22 protein-coding genes are annotated in these 21275 nt (G+C 38.6%); 19 read left to right on the top strand and 3 right to left on the bottom strand.

The features are described 5' to 3' along the window. Positions 1-74 precede the first annotated feature (74 nt). Genes COJ96_RS21030 through COJ96_RS21020 form a run of 3 tightly spaced genes read right to left on the bottom strand, consistent with a single transcriptional unit; the run spans position 75 to position 2007 of the window. Entirely contained in the window at positions 75-461 is a 387-nt protein-coding gene (locus COJ96_RS21030) for a DUF350 domain-containing protein (RefSeq protein ID WP_098575747.1), read from the bottom strand. Beyond that, positions 458-1693 carry a glutathionylspermidine synthase family protein gene (locus COJ96_RS21025; RefSeq protein ID WP_098575746.1) on the bottom strand — a complete coding sequence of 412 codons (1236 nt, stop codon included), beginning with the start codon at positions 1691-1693 and terminating at the stop codon, positions 458-460. The genes COJ96_RS21030 and COJ96_RS21025 overlap by 4 nt, the downstream gene beginning before the upstream one ends. A gap of 2 nt (positions 1694-1695) precedes the next feature. After that, complete coding sequence (locus COJ96_RS21020; protein WP_098575745.1) at positions 1696-2007, bottom strand: hypothetical protein; 312 nt, start codon at positions 2005-2007, stop codon at positions 1696-1698. Positions 2008-2103: 96 nt separating this feature from the next. Here COJ96_RS21020 and COJ96_RS21015 point away from each other — a divergent pair, with 96 nt between their 5' ends. The 19 genes from COJ96_RS21015 to COJ96_RS20925 all read left to right on the top strand — a co-directional run bounded on the left by COJ96_RS21015 (position 2104) and on the right by COJ96_RS20925 (position 21259). Further along, positions 2104-2553: a hypothetical protein gene (locus tag COJ96_RS21015; protein ID WP_098575744.1), complete on the top strand. Its 450-nt coding sequence runs from the start codon at positions 2104-2106 to the stop codon at positions 2551-2553. Positions 2554-2613: 60 nt separating this feature from the next. Next, positions 2614-4365: a sensor histidine kinase gene (locus COJ96_RS21010; RefSeq protein WP_098575743.1), complete on the top strand. Its 1752-nt coding sequence runs from the start codon at positions 2614-2616 to the stop codon at positions 4363-4365. A gap of 5 nt (positions 4366-4370) precedes the next feature. After that, a complete protein-coding gene (locus COJ96_RS21005; protein WP_098576140.1) occupies positions 4371-5117 on the top strand; it encodes a LytR/AlgR family response regulator transcription factor in 747 nt (248 codons plus the stop codon). 140 nt (positions 5118-5257) lie between these two features. Continuing rightward, positions 5258-7051, top strand: a complete 1794-nt coding sequence (cstA, locus tag COJ96_RS21000; protein ID WP_098575742.1) for a carbon starvation protein CstA — start codon at positions 5258-5260, stop codon at positions 7049-7051. Positions 7052-7355: 304 nt separating this feature from the next. Next, the gene (gene bcaP / locus COJ96_RS20995; RefSeq protein ID WP_098575741.1) at positions 7356-8771 is read left to right on the top strand and encodes a branched-chain amino acid transporter BcaP; all 1416 of its coding nucleotides are present in this window, start codon (positions 7356-7358) and stop codon (positions 8769-8771) included. A 153-nt stretch (positions 8772-8924) separates the two neighbouring features. Then, positions 8925-10169, top strand: coding sequence for an ATP-binding protein (locus COJ96_RS20990; RefSeq protein WP_098575740.1), 1245 nt, complete (start codon positions 8925-8927; stop codon positions 10167-10169). A gap of 195 nt (positions 10170-10364) precedes the next feature. Further along, positions 10365-11555, top strand: coding sequence for an HD-GYP domain-containing protein (locus COJ96_RS20985; RefSeq protein WP_098575739.1), 1191 nt, complete (start codon positions 10365-10367; stop codon positions 11553-11555). Positions 11556-11720: 165 nt separating this feature from the next. Further along, a complete protein-coding gene (locus COJ96_RS20980; RefSeq protein WP_098576139.1) occupies positions 11721-12905 on the top strand; it encodes a hypothetical protein in 1185 nt (394 codons plus the stop codon). Between the two features lie 153 nt (positions 12906-13058). Then, complete coding sequence (locus COJ96_RS20975; protein ID WP_098575738.1) at positions 13059-14141, top strand: hypothetical protein; 1083 nt, start codon at positions 13059-13061, stop codon at positions 14139-14141. Next, complete coding sequence (locus COJ96_RS20970; protein WP_098575737.1) at positions 14128-16296, top strand: molybdopterin oxidoreductase family protein; 2169 nt, start codon at positions 14128-14130, stop codon at positions 16294-16296. The genes COJ96_RS20975 and COJ96_RS20970 overlap by 14 nt, the downstream gene beginning before the upstream one ends. Next, the gene (locus COJ96_RS20965) at positions 16297-16857 is read left to right on the top strand and encodes a 4Fe-4S dicluster domain-containing protein (RefSeq protein ID WP_007086371.1); all 561 of its coding nucleotides are present in this window, start codon (positions 16297-16299) and stop codon (positions 16855-16857) included. An 11-nt stretch (positions 16858-16868) separates the two neighbouring features. Next, positions 16869-17393, top strand: a complete 525-nt coding sequence (locus COJ96_RS20960; RefSeq protein ID WP_098575736.1) for a Rieske 2Fe-2S domain-containing protein — start codon at positions 16869-16871, stop codon at positions 17391-17393. Continuing rightward, positions 17383-17574, top strand: a complete 192-nt coding sequence (locus tag COJ96_RS20955; RefSeq protein WP_098575735.1) for a hypothetical protein — start codon at positions 17383-17385, stop codon at positions 17572-17574. The genes COJ96_RS20960 and COJ96_RS20955 overlap by 11 nt, the downstream gene beginning before the upstream one ends. Then, positions 17567-17878: a hypothetical protein gene (locus tag COJ96_RS20950; RefSeq protein WP_098575734.1), complete on the top strand. Its 312-nt coding sequence runs from the start codon at positions 17567-17569 to the stop codon at positions 17876-17878. Before COJ96_RS20955 ends, COJ96_RS20950 begins: the two co-directional genes overlap by 8 nt. Beyond that, positions 17865-18146 (top strand): hypothetical protein, encoded by a 282-nt coding sequence (locus COJ96_RS20945; protein ID WP_098575733.1) that lies wholly within the window; start codon positions 17865-17867, stop codon positions 18144-18146. Before COJ96_RS20950 ends, COJ96_RS20945 begins: the two co-directional genes overlap by 14 nt. A 241-nt stretch (positions 18147-18387) precedes the next feature. Continuing rightward, complete coding sequence (locus COJ96_RS20940) at positions 18388-19050, top strand: sensor histidine kinase (protein ID WP_098575732.1); 663 nt, start codon at positions 18388-18390, stop codon at positions 19048-19050. 13 nt (positions 19051-19063) lie between these two features. After that, the gene (locus COJ96_RS20935) at positions 19064-19717 is read left to right on the top strand and encodes a response regulator (protein WP_098575731.1); all 654 of its coding nucleotides are present in this window, start codon (positions 19064-19066) and stop codon (positions 19715-19717) included. A 14-nt stretch (positions 19718-19731) separates the two neighbouring features. Next, on the top strand, positions 19732-20181 hold the full coding sequence (locus COJ96_RS20930) for a GAF domain-containing protein (protein WP_098575730.1): 450 nt from the start codon (positions 19732-19734) through the stop codon (positions 20179-20181). 19 nt (positions 20182-20200) lie between these two features. After that, on the top strand, positions 20201-21259 hold the full coding sequence (locus tag COJ96_RS20925) for a PAS domain-containing sensor histidine kinase (protein WP_251459267.1): 1059 nt from the start codon (positions 20201-20203) through the stop codon (positions 21257-21259). Positions 21260-21275 lie beyond the last annotated feature (16 nt).

Raw genomic sequence — 21275 nt, 5'->3', positions numbered from 1 at the left:
CAGTAATATGTAGTTATTGTCAACTGTTTTTGTTAAAGGGAATAATGAAAAACGCATCCTCGAGATGCGTTTTATTAATAGGTTAGACATCCAGCAATAACGATACCAATCGATACAGAGAGTAGCATGAGGAAAAGTCCAACTGCCTGATTATCATCCTCGATGCTTTGACTGACATTAAATCGAGGTGTCAGCCATTCAGCCAAGTAAAAGACCACAATCTGGGCCAGAATTCCGATTCCTCCCCATACCGCCATATCCATAAGTGAAATGGAATTAGCAGCAGTAGAATACAAGACAATAGCAAGCCCAAGAAGTCTTCCCCCAAGGACATAACTTGCTGCCTTATTTCCCTTTGCCATTAAGGAAAACTCCTTAACCTTGGTGGTTACTTCCATAAGAATCAGTCCTACGAATAAAAGACCAATTGAGACGGCTAAATATAATAAGAAATTTGTCATTTACATTCCCCCTGTTTTTGAATTCCTACTGGTAAAAAGTAAGATTCATTTCCTGTAATTTTTCCGCCAGCCCGAATACCGATACAACTGGCTTTACCAGCAATTAGAAAAGATCCGAATACTAATGAAAGTTCCTCGATTCCCTTTTCTGTTTCCAAAGTAACAGTAGGGAGAGGGACATATTGTTGAAAAACTGAAACTTCCTCTTTATAGGTTTGGAATGAGTTTTGAGCAGTAACATTGGCATGTTGGTCCCATATCGTTACCGTGTCGCCTTCTCTGCCGAACGTCGGTTTTTGAACATAAGCGCTCTGCCCGAAAAATGCCTCTGCTTCAAAGTACGTCGGAAGCATATATTCCTTAATCCAAGCCTGCTCTTCCGGTGTAAAATAGGCTCCCTGTTCTGCTAGCCCCCAAATTAAGCATTGGATTGACTTGGGCTGCAACAAAAAGGCAGAAACAGGATTTAATAAAGATAATTTCCTGTTTTTTACCAATTGTAACAATTCAATTCCAACTGAATCTCCTGTTCTTGGATCCCGATCGTTAATCAGATGTTCAAGTGGATAGGTTTGGCGATACAACACATCAATTGGAATCCCCTCCTCATCAACAAGAATTCCATCCATTATCCGCAGCGCTGACAATGGTATAGTCTGATTAGAAACCTGACATAATTTGCTTAAATATTGAGTGGTATTCCAGTCCTCGATGTGGTCGGAATGGGCTGTGAACACAATGTTTGGGTTCCGTTTTTCTTTCGATGCTTCAAGCACTGCACGTGTAATTCCAGACGAAAGCAGTCGCTCTCCGCCGCCATTTGGCTCTAAGTAACCAAATTCTTTGCACACATGTCTGTTCATATGAAAACATTCGACAATAAACGTCGGTGTATCACTGTTGAATTCCAATAATTTCAAGCCATCCTCGGTCAACACAAAGTCGAATCTGCCAATAACCGTTTCAGGATAGAGATTTTTTAACCTCAAATATGGGAGACTGGCCGGAGGAAATCCAAATTCAAGGAGCTGTTCATCTGTTAGACGCCGTAATAGTTGGGCTGTTTTGAAATAAACGTGGCCCATTCGCTCCGTCGCCTCATGTAAAAGCTTCGTGGTCTCATCAGAAATAGAATAAATGTGATATAAGCTGTACTCGCCTTCGTATAAATCAGACCAAAAGGTAGGAAAATGCGAATAAAAACTTCTTCTTTTCAGTGAATACTGCGACATATTTATCCTCCAAATCCACCCTTAGAACCACTTCCGAAACCACCTTTAAAGCTTGATGAGGATTTGTAGGACTTATACGCAGATGATTTCAAGAGTGATGATTTATTGCGAAAATAACTTCCTCCATAAAAATAATGACCATAATGGGACGAATGGGTATCATCACATTCCCAAACTCCTTGATCATCGTCCCAGTCCCAGTCTCGGCAAGTGCTATCGTCTGGCTTGGGCGGGCGATCGCTTGAGCAGCCAGAAAGGGTGCCGGCTATGAGGGAAGTGATGACACCGTTCACTAACCATTGGGTTTTCTTCACTTTTTCACGCTCCTCTTTTAATTGATAATCTAATTATAAAAGCAAACCTTGGCAAAACAATGGTAAAATGAAAAGAAAAAGAAAGCGTGATGAAATTTGAGGTTGGAATACCGAAAGGATGACGAATATCAAAAGTTTCCTGCCCTTTGGAATTATCAACACTTGACGGTGAGTGAAGCTGTAGCAAGAATGTCGTGTGAATACTTTGTGAAAGAAGGTGAAACGTATCTGGTGACAGCCACTGCCATCGATCCTGATGGAACGACTGTCCTTTATGTAAAAAAAGAAAATGCCTATACGGATGTCACGGAGAAAAATTATTCACATATAGGTTTTGAGGTGAGGGAGCTTCAAAGAACCGGGTCCGTTCTTATCGAGCAAAAGGAAGTGTGGAATCATGAAGAAGTGCTGACTCTTCTTCATTCCGATTTTATTTACATCCAAAGAGATGGAAAATGGTTGGAATTCAACCTAGATTCAAGAGAGATCGATGAAGATCGAAAATGTTATATTTATTATGGGAGTTTTACGGGGAAAACACGATAGAGAAGATTGGTTTATTTTTTGGTATAGTAGTAGGGAAGTATTGATGAAAGGTGAGGTACCATGATCGAATTATTGCCTCTCATGCTTGAACGTGTTGGTATTCTTATCATAGTAGCGTTTCTTCTCTCACGGATGAAATCATTCCGTCAAATTATAAATAATGAACATGGACTTGCCCCTAAAGCAGCGATGATTGCAATTTTCGGTGCTTTCGGAGTCATAAGCAACTATACAGGTGTAGAGATAGGACATGGGACGATTACCTCCCAGGACTGGCTGACAAATATGGATAATGAAAGTGCCATTGCTAATACCAGAATTATGGGAGTGACAATTGGTGGATTACTTGGCGGACCGATTGTTGGTATTGGGGTCGGCTTAATTGCTGGCATCCATCGTTTGACTTTAGGAGGGTTTACAGCTGAGGCATGTGCCTTATCTACGCTTATGGCGGGAGTTGTCACAGGCTTTTTAAGCAAACGTTTTAAGATTCAAGAAGGAAATTCTCCCTGGAAGGCCGTAATCATGGGAATATTCATGGAATGTGCCCAAATGGGAATTATTCTTTTAATAGCACGCCCCATTAACGAGGCTGTGAATCTAGTTGAGGTTATTGCCCTCCCAATGATTGCGATTAATGGCTTCGGGACCCTTCTTTTTGTACTAATTATACAGGAGATTCTCCAAGAGCAAGAGCGAATGAGAGCACTTCAAACACATAAAGCATTGTATATTGCTAATCAAACACTACCCTTCTTCAGACAGGGCTTAAATGTAGATTCGTGTACAAAGGCAGCTGAGATTATTCTTAATTGGACCAATGCCGATGCCATTTCAATTACAGACCAGACCCATGTCCTTGCCCATGTGGGTACAGGCTCAGATCATCATATTCCTTCAGGAAACATGGCGACGGAATTAACTAAAACGGTGCTGGAACAAGGTAGAATCACGATTGCAAAGTCTGCGCACGAAATTCAATGTTTTGATCCACACTGCCCTTTGCAGGCTGCTATTGTATTACCACTTAAGGTTCATGGTAAAACAGTAGGGACTTTGAAGTTGTATTTCACTGATTCTAGTAAACTTGACCGGGTTGAACAAGAGCTGGCAGAGGGTTTGAGCAACCTATTTTCAGTCCAATTAGAAATGGCTGATTTGGAAATACAGAGAAGATTATTAAAAGATGCGGAAATCAAGGCATTGCAAGCACAAGTCCATCCACATTTCTTATTTAACGCCATTAATACCATTTCAAGCCTAATTCGAACAGATGCGGATAAAGCCAGGAGTTTATTAATCAAACTTAGTACCTTCTTCCGAAGTAATCTTCAGGGGGCTAGGCAAATGCTCATACCGCTTGAAAAGGAACTTGAACATGTTGAAGCTTACCTAACGATTGAACAAGCACGCTTTCCAGACCGTTATCATGTTGAATTAGATATTGCACCAGCATTAAAAAGGGTGCTCGTTCCACCATTTACTCTTCAGCCATTAGTGGAAAATGCAATTCGTTATGCATTTCCAAAAGCAAAGAACGGAACAGTACTGGTCCGAGCCTTTCAGGAAGGGGAGAACATGGTCCTGCTTACTGAAGATAATGGGAAAGGAATCTCAGCAGAACTGCTTGGTACCCTGGGAAACCAAACAGTAGATTCTTCGGCTGGAACAGGAACAGCACTTTGGAATATCAAAAAACGAATCGAAGAAATTTATGGTCAAACTGCTTCCTTTCAAATAGAAAGCAACTTGAATTTAGGAACGAAAGTATCAATTACACTACCGTTAACACAACAACAAAAAGAGGGGTGAGGATGTTGTTAAAGGCCTTTGTTGTGGATGATGAACCGTTAGCAAGAGATGAATTGGTCTATCTTCTCAAACGAAGTAAACAAATTGAGATCGTTGGGGAATCGGATGGTGTTGAAAGCGCGTTAGAAAAAATAAGTAACCTCGACCTGGATGTGATATTTTTAGATATCCAGCTCGCTGATGAAAGTGGTATCGAAATTGCTGCCCATATAAATAGACTTGATCATCCTCCATTCATTGTCTTTGCGACGGCATTTGACGAATATGCCCTGCAAGCTTTTGAGTTAAATGCTGTTGACTATATCTTAAAACCTTTTGAAGAAAAGAGAGTCTTACAAACGATTGAGAAGTTGTATAAGCTAATAGAAAATCACAAACAAGCAATTCCTATTTTTACTCAGAGACAAAATTTTGGAAACGAAAGGCCAGAAAAGCTCGCGATTACAATTGATGAAAAAATTGTAATCGTAAACATTAGTGACATACACTATATTGGTACAAATGAGGGGAAAACAGTCATTGCAATAGAGAATACAAAATACTCTGTCAGTGATTCGCTGGTCACTTTCGAAAGGAAGTTGAAGCATTCATCCATCATTCGTGTCCACCGCGCTTATTTAGTTAATGTCGATGCCATTGTCGAGATTGAGCCATGGTTTAATTCTACCTACAATTTAATTATGAAGGATGGAGAAAAGGTTCCAGTAAGCAGAACCTATACAAAAGAGTTAAAGCAGCTTCTTGGTTTTTAAGAAGCTGTTTTTTGCATTTCATTCTATTATTCTTGTTTTTCAGCCTTAAAAACTTGCATTTTAGGATGAAAACCATATGTTAACGTTTTCTTTCGGTATGATGGTGATAAGAGAAAAAGGATGTAGGGGGATGAAATTAAATGAATGCGGTTTCAATTGTAATCGGCTCCATTTGTATTTTAATGATTGCCTATCGCTTATACGGAACATTCATGGCAGCAAAGGTATTAAAATTAGATGATTCAAAGCCGACACCGGCACATGAATTAAACGACGGAAAGGACTATGTTCCAACCAATAAGTGGGTAACATTTGGTCATCACTTTGCCGCCATCGCTGCAGCAGGACCACTTGTTGGTCCCATCCTTGCAGCACAATTTGGATACTTGCCTGGTTTATTATGGCTTTTAATTGGGGCAGTGATTGGCGGAGCAGTCCATGATGCCGTTGTCCTATTTGCATCGATGAGGAAAAAGGGAAAATCCTTATCTGAAGTTGCGAAAGACGAACTGGGGCCTGTGGCGGGTTTTTGTACGGGACTTGCGATGCTTTTTATCATTACGATCACAATGGCAGGTCTTTCTATGGTTGTTCTTCATGCACTTGAACACAATCCATGGGGAACATTCTCAGTGGGAATAACCATTCCAATTGCGATGTTGGTAGGAATTGCTTATAAAAAAACTGGCAACTTAAAATTAACATCCACCGTCGGATTTATTCTCGTAATGGTTGGGGTATTTGTTGGTCCGTCCATTCAAGGTACGGTATTAGGTGATTGGCTGACGTTAGATACAAAAACATTAGCTATTATTCTACCGATTTATGCGTTTTTTGCAGCAGCCTTACCAGTATGGTTATTACTGGCACCACGTGATTACTTAAGCAGCTTTATGAAAATTGGTGTATTTATTGCCTTAATCATCGGGGTATTTATTATTAATCCCGCAATTGAGATGCCAGCTTTCACAAAATTTACATCAGGCGGCGGACCAGTACTAGGCGGACCTGTTTGGCCGTTTATCTCCATCACAATTGCTTGTGGGGCGATCTCTGGTTTCCATGCTTTCGTAGGTTCGGGAACTACACCAAAAATGCTTGATCGTTGGTCTGATATTAAGGTTGTTGGTTTTGGTGCGATGCTAGTAGAGTGTGTGGTTGGTATTATGGCTTTGATTGCGGCAACAGCTCTTCAGCCGGCAGATTACTTTGCCATTAACTCGACACCAGAAGTATTTAAGACACTTGGTATGCAGGTACAGGAACTGCCAAAACTTGCTGATGAAATTGGGATTAATCTTGAAGGCCGAACAGGTGGTGCCGTAACCTTAGCGGTAGGTATGACGTATATCTTCACGGGCATTCCGTGGTTTGCAAAACTATCATCATACTTCTTCCAGTTTGTTATTATGTTCGAAGCGGTATTTATTCTAACTGCCATCGACTCAGGAACTCGTGTTGCTCGTTATTTAATCCAAGACTTTTTCGGGGAGTTCTATAAGCCACTGAAGAAGACAGATTGGCTGCCAGGATCTATATTTGCTAGTGCGTTAGCCTGTTTTATGTGGGGATACCTGCTTTTCTCAGGGGATATTGGTTCTGTTTGGGCATTATTTGGTGTTTCCAATCAACTAATGGCATCGATTGGTCTAATTGTCGGTGCGACAGTGATATTGAGTATTGCAGATAAACGCCGTTATATGCTTACTTGCTTAATCCCGTTAGCGTATCTCTTTGTTACTGTAAACTATGCTGGTTACTGGATGGTGAAAAATGTTTATCTCAATCAGGCAGCCGCGGGTTATAGTGTTTTAAATGGGGTATTGTCGATCATTATGTTATTGCTGGGTATGATTATTATGATCACGGCTATAAAGAAATGGATTAGTATGTGGAATTCACCTCGAACCAAGCTGGAAAGTAAGATTGCTTAAACAAAATCAAACCGATGAATTCGTAAAATTACGAAGTCATCGGTTTTTTTGTGTAAATAAAGAAGAAGGAAATTTAATTTATTATATCTGTATAGTAGAAACTTTTAGCTCTGATATAAAAATAGGGAAGGAAGCGTTGTATTTCACATGGTATTATTTTCAAATAATTATATTTTTCAAAAAATATTGCTTTTTTACAAAATTAATTATATTATTTCGATATATAATTTTTATATTTTGATACACAATCTTATGCGGAATATTTTTTCAGAACATTCTGATATAAAATATGGAGGTTTAGCTAATGAATTTATTTAGAAAAAAATCAATTCAGGACCTCATTCAAGAAGCTGGACAAAAAGATGTAGTCTTAAAGAAAGATTTAGGGGCATTTGATTTATCCATGCTTGGAATTGGGGCTATTATAGGAACAGGAATATTTGTACTAACAGGGGTTGCTGCCGCAGAACATGCAGGGCCAGCACTTATTTTATCTTTTATCTTATCAGGACTAGCTTGTGTCTTTGCCGCCCTTTGTTATGCGGAATTTGCTTCTGCGGTTCCAGTATCGGGAAGTGCATATACCTATAGTTATGCAACATTTGGTGAGATCATTGCCTGGATATTGGGATGGGATTTAATCTTAGAATATGGATTAGCTTGCTCTGCGGTTGCCAGTGGATGGTCCGGCTATTTACAAGGTTTGCTCGAAGGGTTTGGTATTCATTTTCCTAAAGCATTAACTAGTGCGTATGATCCGGCAAACGGGACATTTATCGATGTCCCGGCCATCCTCATCGTACTAATTCTTACATTACTACTTACACAGGGTGTTAAGAAATCCGCACGATTTAATACGATAATGGTAATTATTAAACTAGCAGTAGTGTTATTGTTTATTGGTGTAGGTGCATGGTATGTAAAGCCTGCAAACTGGACACCATTTATGCCATTTGGTTTCTCAGGTGTGACAGCTGGTGCAGCAACTGTATTTTTTGCTTATATCGGTTTTGATGCTGTTGCGACTGCAGCTGAAGAAGTAAAAAATCCGCAAAAGAATATGCCAATCGGAATTATTGCATCCTTACTAGTTTGTACCGTGTTATATATCATTGTTTCTGGAATTTTAACTGGTATTGTTCCGTATCAAGAATTAGGTGTGAAAAATCCTGTAGCATTTGCCCTTAATTATATTCATCAGGATTGGGTAGCAGGTTTTATTTCATTAGGTGCGATTGCAGGTATCACCACTGTATTATTGGTTATGCTTTATGGACAATCTCGTTTATTTTATGCAATCAGCCGTGATGGCCTCTTACCAAAAGTATTTTCTAAGGTTGATAAGAAGAAGAAGACACCAATGGCGAATTCATGGATTACTTGTTTACTAGTTTCGATTTTTGCTGGATTCATTCCATTGAATAAACTGGCAGAGTTAACAAACATCGGAACGTTATTTGCCTTTATGACGGTGGCAGTAGGAATTCTATTTCTCCGGAAAAACAAGCAAGCACCAAAAACTGGATTCCGTGTTCCGTTTGTACCATATATTCCGATTCTAGCCTTTGTATTCTGTGGATACTTAGCGCTTCAGTTACCAAAAACAACGTGGATTAGTTTTGGAGTATGGCTTGTGATTGGATTATTCGTCTATTTTGGATATGGACGTAAACATTCAACTTTGAATAAGACTGTAGAACAAATGAAAAAAGTTAGCTAAAGATAAAAAGTAGAAGGGCTTACCAAGAGTAAGTCCTTTTTTTATGAGGTTCCTATCGAAATATGTCGAAATTTATCGATTTTACAAAATTGATGATAATTAAGTGATAGAAAGATGATAAAATAGATGTGAACTTATTTAAGGAGAAACGACATGAAAGAAGGCATCCAGACTACTAAGCTCATTTTTGAAGAAAAGAAGGCAACTATTCTATTTTTATGGTTGTTTAATTTAATATTTTTTTCTTGGGATATATTCTATTATTATTTTCGTCCTTATTTCAATGGAGCATCTCTTAATGATTTGAGGGGTGGGCTAGGAATATGGGTGTATTTACTATTAGTAGGAGTTTTAATTCTAGCTATTTATTATATAAAAGCAGGGAACATCTATATTGTAAAATATTTATACATTATTAGTTTTCTAATTATTGATATTATGGACAATCTAGTGAGGTATATGGGGTCTACCGAACATTTTGCAACAGGAAATATAGTCGAAGTTTTATTAATTCTCTTTACTCCAATTTTTGTGAATAAAAGATACTTTTGGACAGTTACCATAGGTTTGATTGGTAAGGATTTACTATTAGGGCTGATATTAGGCGACCTAAATGTTTTAATGCCAGTCCTTATCTATATTACTATCTCGGGATTAGCCTATATTTTATTAATCCGTTTTTATTCTTATATTAATTCTTTAACAAAGGTTTACGATGAGCTTCGTCAGAAAGAGAAGCTTGCTGTCATTGGGCAAATGGCTGCAGCAATTGGTCATGAAATTCGTAATCCTTTATCTTCATTACGTGGATTTACACAATTACAGCAAGAGCGGTACCCAAACACAAATGATTATTACCCAATTATGATTCAGGAAATTGATCGGATTAATTCCATTGTTAATGACTTGATGTACATTGGGAAACCACGGGTTATCCATTTTGAAAAAGCAAGTATTGAGGAAATCATTGCATATACATTATCTATTACTCAACAACAAGCAGAGAGACAAGGAGTAATTGTTGAAACTACAATGGCAGGGCCGCTCCCACCTCTGGATTGCGATGAAAAACAATTGAAGCAGGTATTTATTAATCTAATTAAAAATGCCATTGAATCAATGCATGAAAGTGGAAGGATAAAAATAAAAGTTAATGTTTTAGAAAAAACAAAAATGTCTGTTTCAATTAAAGATGAAGGATGTGGCATTCCTGATGAAAACATCCTTAATATAGGCGAACCTTTTTTTACTACGAAATCAAGTGGAACTGGTCTAGGTTTAATGGTCACCAATCAGATCATCAACGAGCATTTAGGTGAGCTTAATATCAGTAGTAAACTAGGAAAAGGGACTAGGGTAGAAGTGATTTTACCAATAATCCATCGACAAAGAAAGTAAATCACATTCAACATTTTATTTCAAAAATATTTCTTTTTTATACATAAATGATTCTTCTTTTATCTATTTCTATTAAACTAAATGATTTATAATTAAAGAAATGATGTTTTTTGTGGAATAATTGGCGGTCCTTTATAAAATTTCGAATATGTTGTCGAAAAAGAAGCTATTTATCCTTTGTATGAGGTAGAAATTATGAAAAAACAACTAGTTGATCCTAATATAAGAAATGAAGAAAGTCGAACGTTAAAATGGTTTTTAATATTATTTTATATAATATCAATTTCCTTCGATATTATTTATAAAGCTATTGCGCGTTATATTCCCGAATTAAAAAATGATACGCCAGATAGATTCCTTTTCTGGGTATACCTGTTCATGTTTGCTTTAATACCAGCAGCGATTTATTTAAATAAAAAACAAAAACAACATTTGATAAAATATATTTATTTTATTAGTTATACTACACTAACATTTCTTAATGATGTTTTTACATTTTATGGTATTCCGAATGATTATCAGAGTGGTAATGCAGTTGAAATCTATTGGCTTTTATTATCACCTATATTTGTAAGCACAAGATTTGTAAAGGTTGTTTCAATAGGGTTGATAATAAAATATGTTGCTGTAGGTTTAATCATTAAAGCACCTATTGTATTATTAGGAATTGTTTTGGTAGCTATACTTTCAATTTTTTCTTTTATCTTGCTATACAGATTCAAATCATATGTTAAAGCAGTGAAAACTTCTTATGATCAACAGTTAATAGGTATAGTTAAGGGTGTTATTGCTACTCTTGAGTTGAAGGATCCGTATACTCGAGGACATAGTGAAAGAGTAGCAAGTTATGCATTAGTGCTGGCAAAAGAAACAGGGAAATTTAGAGACGAAGAGTTAAAGTCATTTAACTATGCTTGTTTATTGCATGATATTGGTAAAATTCATATCCCAGACCAGATATTGATGAAGCCGACAAGTCTTACAAAAGAAGAATATGAAATCATCAAGTCTCACACAAACGTGGGTGCAGAAGCAGTCTCGAAAGTAGTTGGGTTAGATAACAGTATTGAGGTAATTCGTTCTCATCATGAAAGGTGGGATGGTAGAGGGTATCCTGATCAACTAAAGGGTGAAGAAATACCATATCTTGCAAGAATAGCAGCAATAGCTGATGCATTTGATGCAATGACCTCGACTAGATCCTACAGATCGGCATTGACCATTGATGAAGCTTATAAGCGAATTTTGGAGGGTAAAGGAAATCAGTTTGATCCGGACCTTGTAAAAGAGTTTCAAAAAGTATTTCCTAAATGGAGTAAAATTCATAATACATCCAACCAAGACCTAGGAATAGGCCATATCAAAATAAATGAGGCTTTAAGCTAATACAAAGGAGGCACGAAGATGAAAATTCGTAAACTTAAAAAAGTTAAAGCGACCGGATCTTGTTGGTGGTGCTGGTTTTTATAAATATCTAGAATTGAGTGGGGATGCTAGTGGAAAACTATGCATCCTTCTTTTATAAAAATTCACAAGATTAAGGGTGTTCAAATGAGTGTTACCCTCACCTCAAGACTATTATTGGTTCCAATCTTTATTCGCAAGGATAAAAAACATTACATCATTGAAGATAAAACTACAGGTGAGTTTTTTGAGATGCCAGAGGTTTCTGTTGCTGCAATTCATCTTCTCAACAATGGAGAGTCATTAGAGGTAATCGAAAGGCAACTGAGAGACAAATATCCTAATGAAGAAGTTAATTTAATTCTTTTTGCTGAACAGCTTCTAGATTTAAATTTGATTGCTGAAATTGACGGTGAAGTGGTTTCTTCAAAAGAAATGAATAAAGAAAGATTAGGATATTTATGGATTTCACCTAAGATGGGGAAATTCTTTTTTAATAAGGCCGCGTTGTTTTTCTATGTAGGAGTATTCATTCTCAATTTAACTCTTTTATTATCTCATCCTAGCCTTGTTCCTCAATATAAGGACCTATTTATTTTTAAATATATGGTTTTTAATATTCCCGCATGGCTTGGTATAACATTTTGTTTAGTGTTAATTCATGAGTTTGGACATATTTTAGCTATGAGAGCCCATAATCTCCCGACTAAATTAGAGATAGGCCATCGTTTATTTTTAGTTGTTCTTGAAACGGATATGTCCTCTGTTTGGAAATTATCATCAAAAGATCGGAATGTTTTATTTTTAGCGGGAACTTGTTTTGATACAGTGGTCCTTTCTATTGCCTTGATTAGTCAGCTTTTTGTATCAGATGGGCTAGGGATCTTTCAGGGGATCATGAATCTTGTTGTATTGGACACATTTATCCGGTTGTTTTATCAATTCTGTGTGTATATGAAGACTGATTTGTATTATGTTTTTGAAAATGTATCAGGATGCTATAACTTAATGGAGAATGCTCAGCACTTGATATTCAAGAGGTTAAGGTTTGTAAAATCAAATGTATCAGAAAATGATGTATTCCCGGGAGAGCAAAGGACTATTCTTTTGTATTCCATTTTCTATTTTATTGGAGTAATTTTGACTTTTGCTGTCTATGCAATCTTCTATATTCCACAATTATGGTTTGCTTTTAAAAAGGTTTTACCTGGTTTTTTAGAAGGCCCTGCCACTTTTCCATTTTGGGATGCTTTACTTTTCTCATTGCAAATAACCTTTGGTTTTGGTGTACTCTTATATTCTTGGAGAAAAAAGTATCTTCGAGGATATTAAGACATTTGTGACAGACATTTGTCTAAAATAACGTTTCTAGGGGTTTTTTTCCCCCATAATAGGGGGAATCCCTGATATATATAACACTGCTTTTTTTCTTACAATTAGAGTATGAAAAAACGGCAGTGTTATTTTTATTTAGGAGGAACTCCAATGGAAGCTAATATTTCAATGACTAAAAAACAAGAGAGATCAGTCAATGATGCATTTGCATCTCATTTTGCTAAATCAATGTTTCTGACGGTTGTTGGACTTGCGATCTTAACGTTTATCGGTACAAGAATGTTTACACATGTTGACTTGAATCTTTATGGATATATGGTAGGAACCATTGTATTTATCGGGGGATTTTTCTACCGCTTTATTGCCTGGGGAGAAAGACCGCCTACCAAAATTTTTATCAAAAAAGGCTTAAAACTATTATTTCGAAAAAGTACACCTAAAACTGCTGTAAATCATTTGGCTATTTATGATTTCATCCGGAATCGTGGAATGTACCGCTGGGTGCAGCACATTTTAATCGGTTGGGGATGTGTCCTTGCGTGCTTGGTGACTTTCCCGCTCGTGTTCAGCTGGATGTATTTTACAATGGAAGACAATGGCTACTATACCATCGTGTTATTTGGAATGAATGTAATGAACGTGAAAGCAGATGGAATCATCGCTTGGTTATCCTATAATGCACTTAATATTGCTGCAATCATGGTTACAGCAGGAGTAAGCATGGCTCTAAACCGCCGCTTAAAAAACATGCAAGCCAGAGCCGAACAGAAGTTTATGTACGATTTCTTACCGCTTTATCTATTATTGTTTATTTCCGTTACTGGCCTTTTATTAACAGTTCAAAACGTATTCTTGCATGGCTGGATGCAGCCGCAAATGTCACTGATTCATCAATTTTCAGTGATTGTGACACTCATTTACCTGCCATTCGGAAAACTTGCTCATATTCCTTTCCGTCCAATGAGTGTATTTGCAAGAAATTACCGTGAACATTATGGAGAACAGCATATGAAGGAATGTAAAGTATGCGGCGACCATTTTGTATCAGTTGAACAATCAAATGATGTCATTCAAGTTTTAGGTGTCAATGAAATGGAATTTAATATGCAGGATGGTTTTAATCTTGCAGAACTATGTCTGCCTTGCCGCAGAAAATATAGAATCTCAAGATTCTCAGGCTTCGCAACACATCAAGTTAAGGTCAAGGAGGCAAACCAGAATGCAAAGGGATAAATTTTTCAAAGAAATAGAAAATCTTCGTCATCCAAATGAAACGCTCGTAAAAACTCACTGCAGCTACTGTGGGATGCAATGTGGAATGAACCTGCGTGTCAATACAAAAACAAATAAAATCATCGGTGTGGAACCACGGTATGATTGGCCGGTTAACGTCGGAAAAATGTGCCCTAAAGGGGTTACAGCTTACCAGCAAACCAACCATGATGATCGGATTTTAAAACCATTAATCCGCGATGATGCATCACTTAAGGGTACAAAAGAGGGCTTTCGTGAAGCCAGCTGGGATGAAGCCTACAGCTTAATTGCTAAGAAGTTCGCGGAGCTTCAAAGTAAATACGGAAAAGATACATTGTCAGTATTCAGTGGTGTGTCGATGACAAATGAAAAGTGTTATTTGACAGGGAAGTTTGCTAGGGTTGGATTGCAAACACGCTATATTGATTATAACGGCCGCTTTTGTATGTCAAGTGCAGCCGGTGGATTCCTTCGCTCTTTTGGAGTTGACCGGGGTTCCACATTACCATGGACAGATCTCCATGAAACAGATTGCTTGTTCATCGCTGGAAGCAATACGGCTGAGTGTCATCCAACCTCCATGTTCAGAATATGGGCTGTTCAGGAAAGAGGAGGTTACTTAATTGTAGCTGACCCACGAGAAACCCCAATTGCAAGAAGAGCGGATGTTCACTTGGATTTACGTCCTGGAACAGACCTTGCCTTAGCAAATGGTATTCTCAATTTACTTATTCAAAACGGGTATGCAGATGAAGAATTCGTTAACAATCATACAAATGGTTTTGAAGAAACCAAAGAATTGGTGAAAGAATTTACACCAGAATATACAAGTGAACTGACGGGAGTAGCACCGGAAAAAATTATTCGCGCCGCTGAAATCTACGGAAAAGCACCAAATGCCATTGTCATGTTTGCACGTGGTATTGAACAGCAGCATAAAGGTGTTGATAATGTATCAGCCTACACCAATATGGCCTTAGTTACAGGGAAAATTGGCCGCCCAAAAGCGGGAGTAGCTACATTTACAGGGCAGGGTAATGGTCAAGGCGGACGTGAGCATGGTCAAAAATCAGATTTGCTTCCAGGTTATCGTAAAATCACCAATCCGAAGCATGTAGAAGAAGTATGCAAGGTTTGGGGAATTACCCCTGAAGAAATGCCGCAGCCTGGTGTTTCAGCCTATGAAATGTTCGAACTAATGGAGGAAAAAACAATCAGAGGTTTGTATTTGCTCTGCTCCAACCCAGCAGTATCCGCACCAAACTTAAACTTTGTCCGCAAAGCTTTAAAAGGCTTAGACTTTATGGTTTGTGCTGACTTCTATCTTTCCGAATCCGCAGAATTTGCAGATGTTATCCTTCCAACCGTTACATGGTCAGAGGATGAAGGAACGGTAACTAATTTAGAAGGCCGGATTATTAAAATCAATAAAGCACAAGAACCAGTTGGTGAATCAAAGCCGGATTGGCAGATTCAAGCAGAGTTAGCAGAGTATCTTGGCAGAGGCAAGTATTTCTCTCACTTGAAAACAGCGAGAGATGTGGCTGATGAATTCCGTCTTGCATCTAAGGGCGGTTATGCCGACTATTACGGGGCAACATGGGATAAGATCGACAAGCAAGATGGTGTGTTCTGGCCATGTAAAGATGAAAACGATCCAGGAACACCGCATATGTTCCTAGATAAAAAATTCTATCATCCAGATGGAAAAGCAAAAATTTGTGCCTTACCATACCGTCCGCCAGCTGAAGAGCCGTGCGCGGAATATCCATTACGCTTAACAACCGGACGTGTCGTCTACCATTATCTTTCTGGGAATCAAACTCGCCGCATTCAGTTTTTACGGGATATGTGCCCAGAGCCTTATGTGGAAGTACATCCAGAAACAGCTGCAAAATATAAGATTGAACATGAAGAATTTGTACGCCTCTTTACACGTAGAGGAGAGGCTGATTATAAAGTGAAAATCACAGAAGCGATTCGAAAAGATACTGTATTTGTTCCGTACCATTTTGGCCACGAGAAATCTATTAACCTATTAACCATTCCAGCGCTTGACCCGATGTCACGGATGCCGGAATTTAAAGCGTGTGCCGCTCAGATTGAAAAACTAGAAATGAAGAAGGTGCAGTAAATGAAAAAGAGGCTATATCTTGAACTTGAAAACTGTATAGGGTGCCGTTCATGTTTGGCGGCTTGTACACAGTGCGGCGGGCATGAAGAACGTAACCGTAACTATGTTTACGATGTGAACCCGCTTGTTAACCGTCAAACCATGCCTCTTATGTGCCTGCACTGCGTAAATCCGGCTTGTGCTAGAAGTTGTCCAGCTCAAGCCATTCAAATACATGAAACAGGTGCCGTGCTATCGGCTCTTGTGGAAAAGTGTATTGGCTGCCAGAACTGTACCATTGCGTGTCCATATGGAATACCAAAGTTTGATACAGAGCAAAATTTAATGTACAAGTGTGATCTTTGTATTGACCGGACAAAGGACGGCATTCCGCCAATGTGTGCGAGCGTATGTCCCTCAAATACATTACAATGGCTGACAGATGAAGAGATAGAAGCGAAACAAAAGCAATTTAACCTGGATAACGGAAAATGGGTTACTAGTATGCCGTATTTAGAAGGCGAAACCAATGTAAAAGTGAACCTGCCTGGTATTCTGCAGGGCGTCACGAAACTGTTTTAGGAGGGATGAACATGACAGAAAAAAATAATAAAATCCCGTTCAATGAAGATAATTATACCCATAATATTAACCGCAGCAATGAAAGAAAACTAGACCGGCGCGGCTTTATGAAAACATTAGTTGGAGCAGCAGGAGTATTTGCTGTTTCCTCTCTTCCATGGGGAGCATTAGCTGCAAAAGAATTAACTGGTTTGGGAGATAAAAAATATCCAAAGCAAAAAATTACTAATGTTAATTCTTTACCTGTAGGAGATGCAGTTGACTTTGCCTTTCCTGGTGAACATGACAGTGCAATCTTAATTCGATTATCTGAAAATAAATATGTAGCCTACCAAAATGCGTGTACCCACTTAAGATGTCCTGTATTTTGGAAAAAGGATGAAGGAGAAATGCTTTGCCCTTGCCACCACGGAAAATTCGATGTAGAAACGGGTGCGCCAATCGCAGGGCCGCCGCGGCGACCGCTTCCTGAAATATATGTAAAAGTGGAAAACGGTGCAGTTTACGCTGTGGGGGTGAAACGTTATGAAGCGTAGTTACCTGCCTGTCGTCTTTCTTTTAGCGGTTTTAATGTTAAATATTATCTTTACTCAATATATGGTCCATCAATATTTTTATGAGAATTATACCAATACGATCGTAGCCGTGGTGATCAACGTGATTTTATTCCCAATCGCATTCCTTATCTATAAAAAAGGTGTGAATGTCAATGACTAGTGAGACGTATATTGATTTTTGTTTTGTCCGTCCGTCAGCAGGCAATTTTACAGCTGAAGTTGACTCATTGTTAAAGAATACGTTTGCGAAAAAACGTCTAAATTGGTTTCTTGAAGAAAAAACCCTTGATGGGGCTGAGATGGTTATTGCGGAAATAAAAGGAATGAGTGACTGGGGTTCTGAAGATGAAACGATTCAATTTATCGAGGAACACGCCGGTGAGAAGTTTTGGGAGTATCTGCAAGGATATAAGATGTTCATCTATCCTGTGAAGAGAGGATGTAACAGCTGTGGGACTCATTAAGTTAGAAGATATGAGCCAGTTTGTTGGAGTACCAGTTGAGGTAGCCATTCAAGATGCTGAAGGCGGAGACCAAGCACCTGCAGTAAAGAAAGTAGTAAAAAAAGTACAGTTTTGTCCAGATGGGACACATATCCGCTTTTATTTTGATGATTTTTATTTTCTTGCCGTACCGATTTCTTCACAAGTAAAAGAGTCAGAAGGGCAATGGAGGGCTTTTGATTCAGAAAGCGGCTTAACATATACAATAAAAAAGGTCCAGGTTTTCTAATAAGAACCTGCCTTTTTTATATAGTCTATGTTAAGGCTTATTTTTGATTTTGGCACCCTGTTGATTGGAGTGGAAGGCGCGAAGACTCCTGCGGGAGGACGGGGCAGGGGAGACCCCGCAGGCGCGCAGCGACGAGGAGGCTCCCCGGACCGCCCGCGGAAAGCAAAGCGCCTGGAGCGGAGATCAACAGGCCAGGTTTACAGAGCCTTTATATAAATTAATAAAATATTGGAGGGGCAATATGGATGAATTAAATTCAAAACAGCAGATTAGCTCTTATATAATTCATTCCCAAGAAGAAGAGATCAAACGGATTGCCCTAGAACTTCATGAAGGTGTCGGACAAAATCTTTATAGTATATTAACAGGCTTACAGTTTATTGAATCAGGCGCTAAAGAACCACACATGAAACATTATGTTCGCGAAATGTCGGAGTTGATTGAAAAGACCATTCAAGAAATTAGGCTCCTATCTGTTGAATTACATCCGCCTACACTGACAACCCTTGGTTTACTTCCAGCCATGAGGAGTTATATTAACTTATATACATCAACGTTTGGAATCCTGGTAGATTTAGAAACAACGGGTGACGAAAAAAGGATACCTGAAAAACATAGTATTACCGTATTTCGTGTCTGCCAGGAGGCACTTGCCAATATTGCCAAGTATGCGGATACTTCCAACATCTCTATTCATTTTAATTGGACGGAGGAAGAATTGACCATTACCATTTATGATTTTGGCAAAGGATTTCAACCAGAGGAATACAATAACCTTAATCCACTATCAGGGCTTGCCGCAATGAAAGAACGAATGCTTCTGACTGGCGGTCAGTGCAAGATTTCCTCTAAAATAGGGGAAGGAACTTCCATAGAAATATCTCTTCCGTTAAATCGGGATTAAAGGAGAGTTAAGAGTGATAAAAATCCTTTTGGTCGATGACCATGCAGTGGTTAGAATGGGACTTAAGATGCTGTTAAACACAAATCCAGAAATGGAGGTAATTGGTGAAGCATCGGAAGGAAATGAAGGAATTAAACAAGCGTTAAAGTTAAAACCTGATGTTGTGGTTATGGATCTAAGCATGCCGCATGGAAAAGACGGTCTATCCGCTACAATGGAATTGAAAAAGTTAATGCCTCAAGTGAATATCTTAATCCTAACGATGCATGATGATGAGGAGTACCTTTTTCGTGCCATTCAAGGGGGAGCATCTGGCTGTATCTTAAAAAGTGCCCCACATGCTGAATTAATGTCAGCGATCGAATCTGTGGCGGTAGGAGATGCCTATTTACATCCCTCTGCACAGAAGCGATTGATGGAAGAATATCTGAGCAGCGTAAAACAAGATGGGAATGATACGTACAATCTTTTATCTGATCGGGAAAAAGAAGTGCTGACACTTATTGCTAAAGGGTATTCCAATAAGGAAATTGCTGAACAACTAGTCCTTAGTGTTAAAACTGTCGAAACCCATAAAGGTAAGTTGATGGAGAAACTACAGATGAAAACCAGACCTGAGTTGGTGGAATATGCCGTAAGAAAAGGGTTATTGGGATATGGTATTTAAGGAGAAATTCTTAGATGAAAGAGATTAAGGAATGTCCTGTAGTAATGGAGGTTTGCGACAGTCTGTTGACTGTAGTTGATTGCGAATTTGTTGCCTTGGCTCTGCAAAATGAAGTGGGCCCGGATGTTAAGTGGCATTATGCTGCTGGCAATTTAAATGACAAATACAAAAGAATAACTGTCCGTTTCGGAAAAGGCATCGCAGGAAAAATAATCTCAAGTGGAAGTCCAATGATGCTCACAGATTTTCCAAACGGAATTATCGGAAAAGTTACGGACCATCCAATTATGCTTGCTGAAAAACTTGTTTCGACATATGCTGTCCCTTTATTTTTTCGTAGTGTACCTAAAGGGGTCTTACTTATTGGTAATCGGAAAATCAAAGCGTACACAGAAAAGGATCAGCAGTATGTAATGGAAGCTGCTAAAGACTTAGAAAAAATATTGACGGAACAGATACTTTGATAGATTCTGGGAGGAGCTAATGGACAAGGAAATGGACCAGCCTGCAAAATTCGCGAATCTTGAGTTAGAATTAAAAAAGTCAATGCAGGAATTAGTAGATATAAAGTTTGCGCTTGATGAATCTTCAATTGTAGCCATCACCGATTCTCGGGGCACGATTACATATGTGAATGATCAATTTTGCCATATTTCGAAATACTCCAGAGAGGAACTCCTAGGGCAAGATCATCGAATTATCAACTCCCAGTACCATTCAAAAGAATTTTTTCGGAAAATGTGGAAAACAATCGGTTCCGGTGAGGTTTGGAAGGGGGAAATCTGCAATAGGGCAAAAGATGGGACCCTTTATTGGATGGATACAACGATTGTTCCTTTTTTAAATGAAAAGGGAAAACCGTATCAATACTTAGCGATTCGTTATGAAATTACCGAGCGAAAGCGAGTCGAACGAGAGCTTCAAAAAATGATGACTACTATCATTAATGTTCAAGAAGAGGAACGAAAACGCTTGTCACGTAATTTACACGATGGGATTGGACAAAACCTGTATAGTCATTTGATTACGATTAATCGTCTCTTAGCCGAAATGGATCATCCTCTACTGCAGCAGATGCAAACCGAAGCAACCGAATTGATTGAAGAAATCCGCGAGATCTCATGGGAACTTCGGCCCTCCGTACTTGATGATTTAGGATTAGTGCCAGCTATTCGTTCGTTTCTATCCCGTTACTCTGACCATTACAATATTGATGTCTATTTTGAATGCGTGTTAAATCGGCGCTTGGACATCAGCATTGAACTAACGATTTACCGGATTATTCAGGAAGCACTCACGAATATACGGAAATATGCAGAAGTTAATGAAGCGACGGTCTCTGTTAGAGAAATAGAGGATGTTATTCGAGTGATGATTGAGGATAAAGGAAAGGGATTTGATGTGAAGAATCAAACCTTTGGTGTTGGTTTGTTTAGTATGGATGAGCGAGCACGTTCGGTGGGCGGAGAGTTATTAATCAGCTCTTCACCTGGGAAGGGGACTAAACTGATTTTAGAAGTACCGAGTTCTATTGTGGAATAGCAAAGAACCAGGCGAC

This window comes from Bacillus sp. AFS073361, assembly GCF_002567005.1.
Classification (GTDB): Bacteria; Bacillota; Bacilli; order Bacillales; family Cytobacillaceae; genus Neobacillus.
This window is presented reverse-complemented; position numbering and strand designations above follow the sequence as displayed.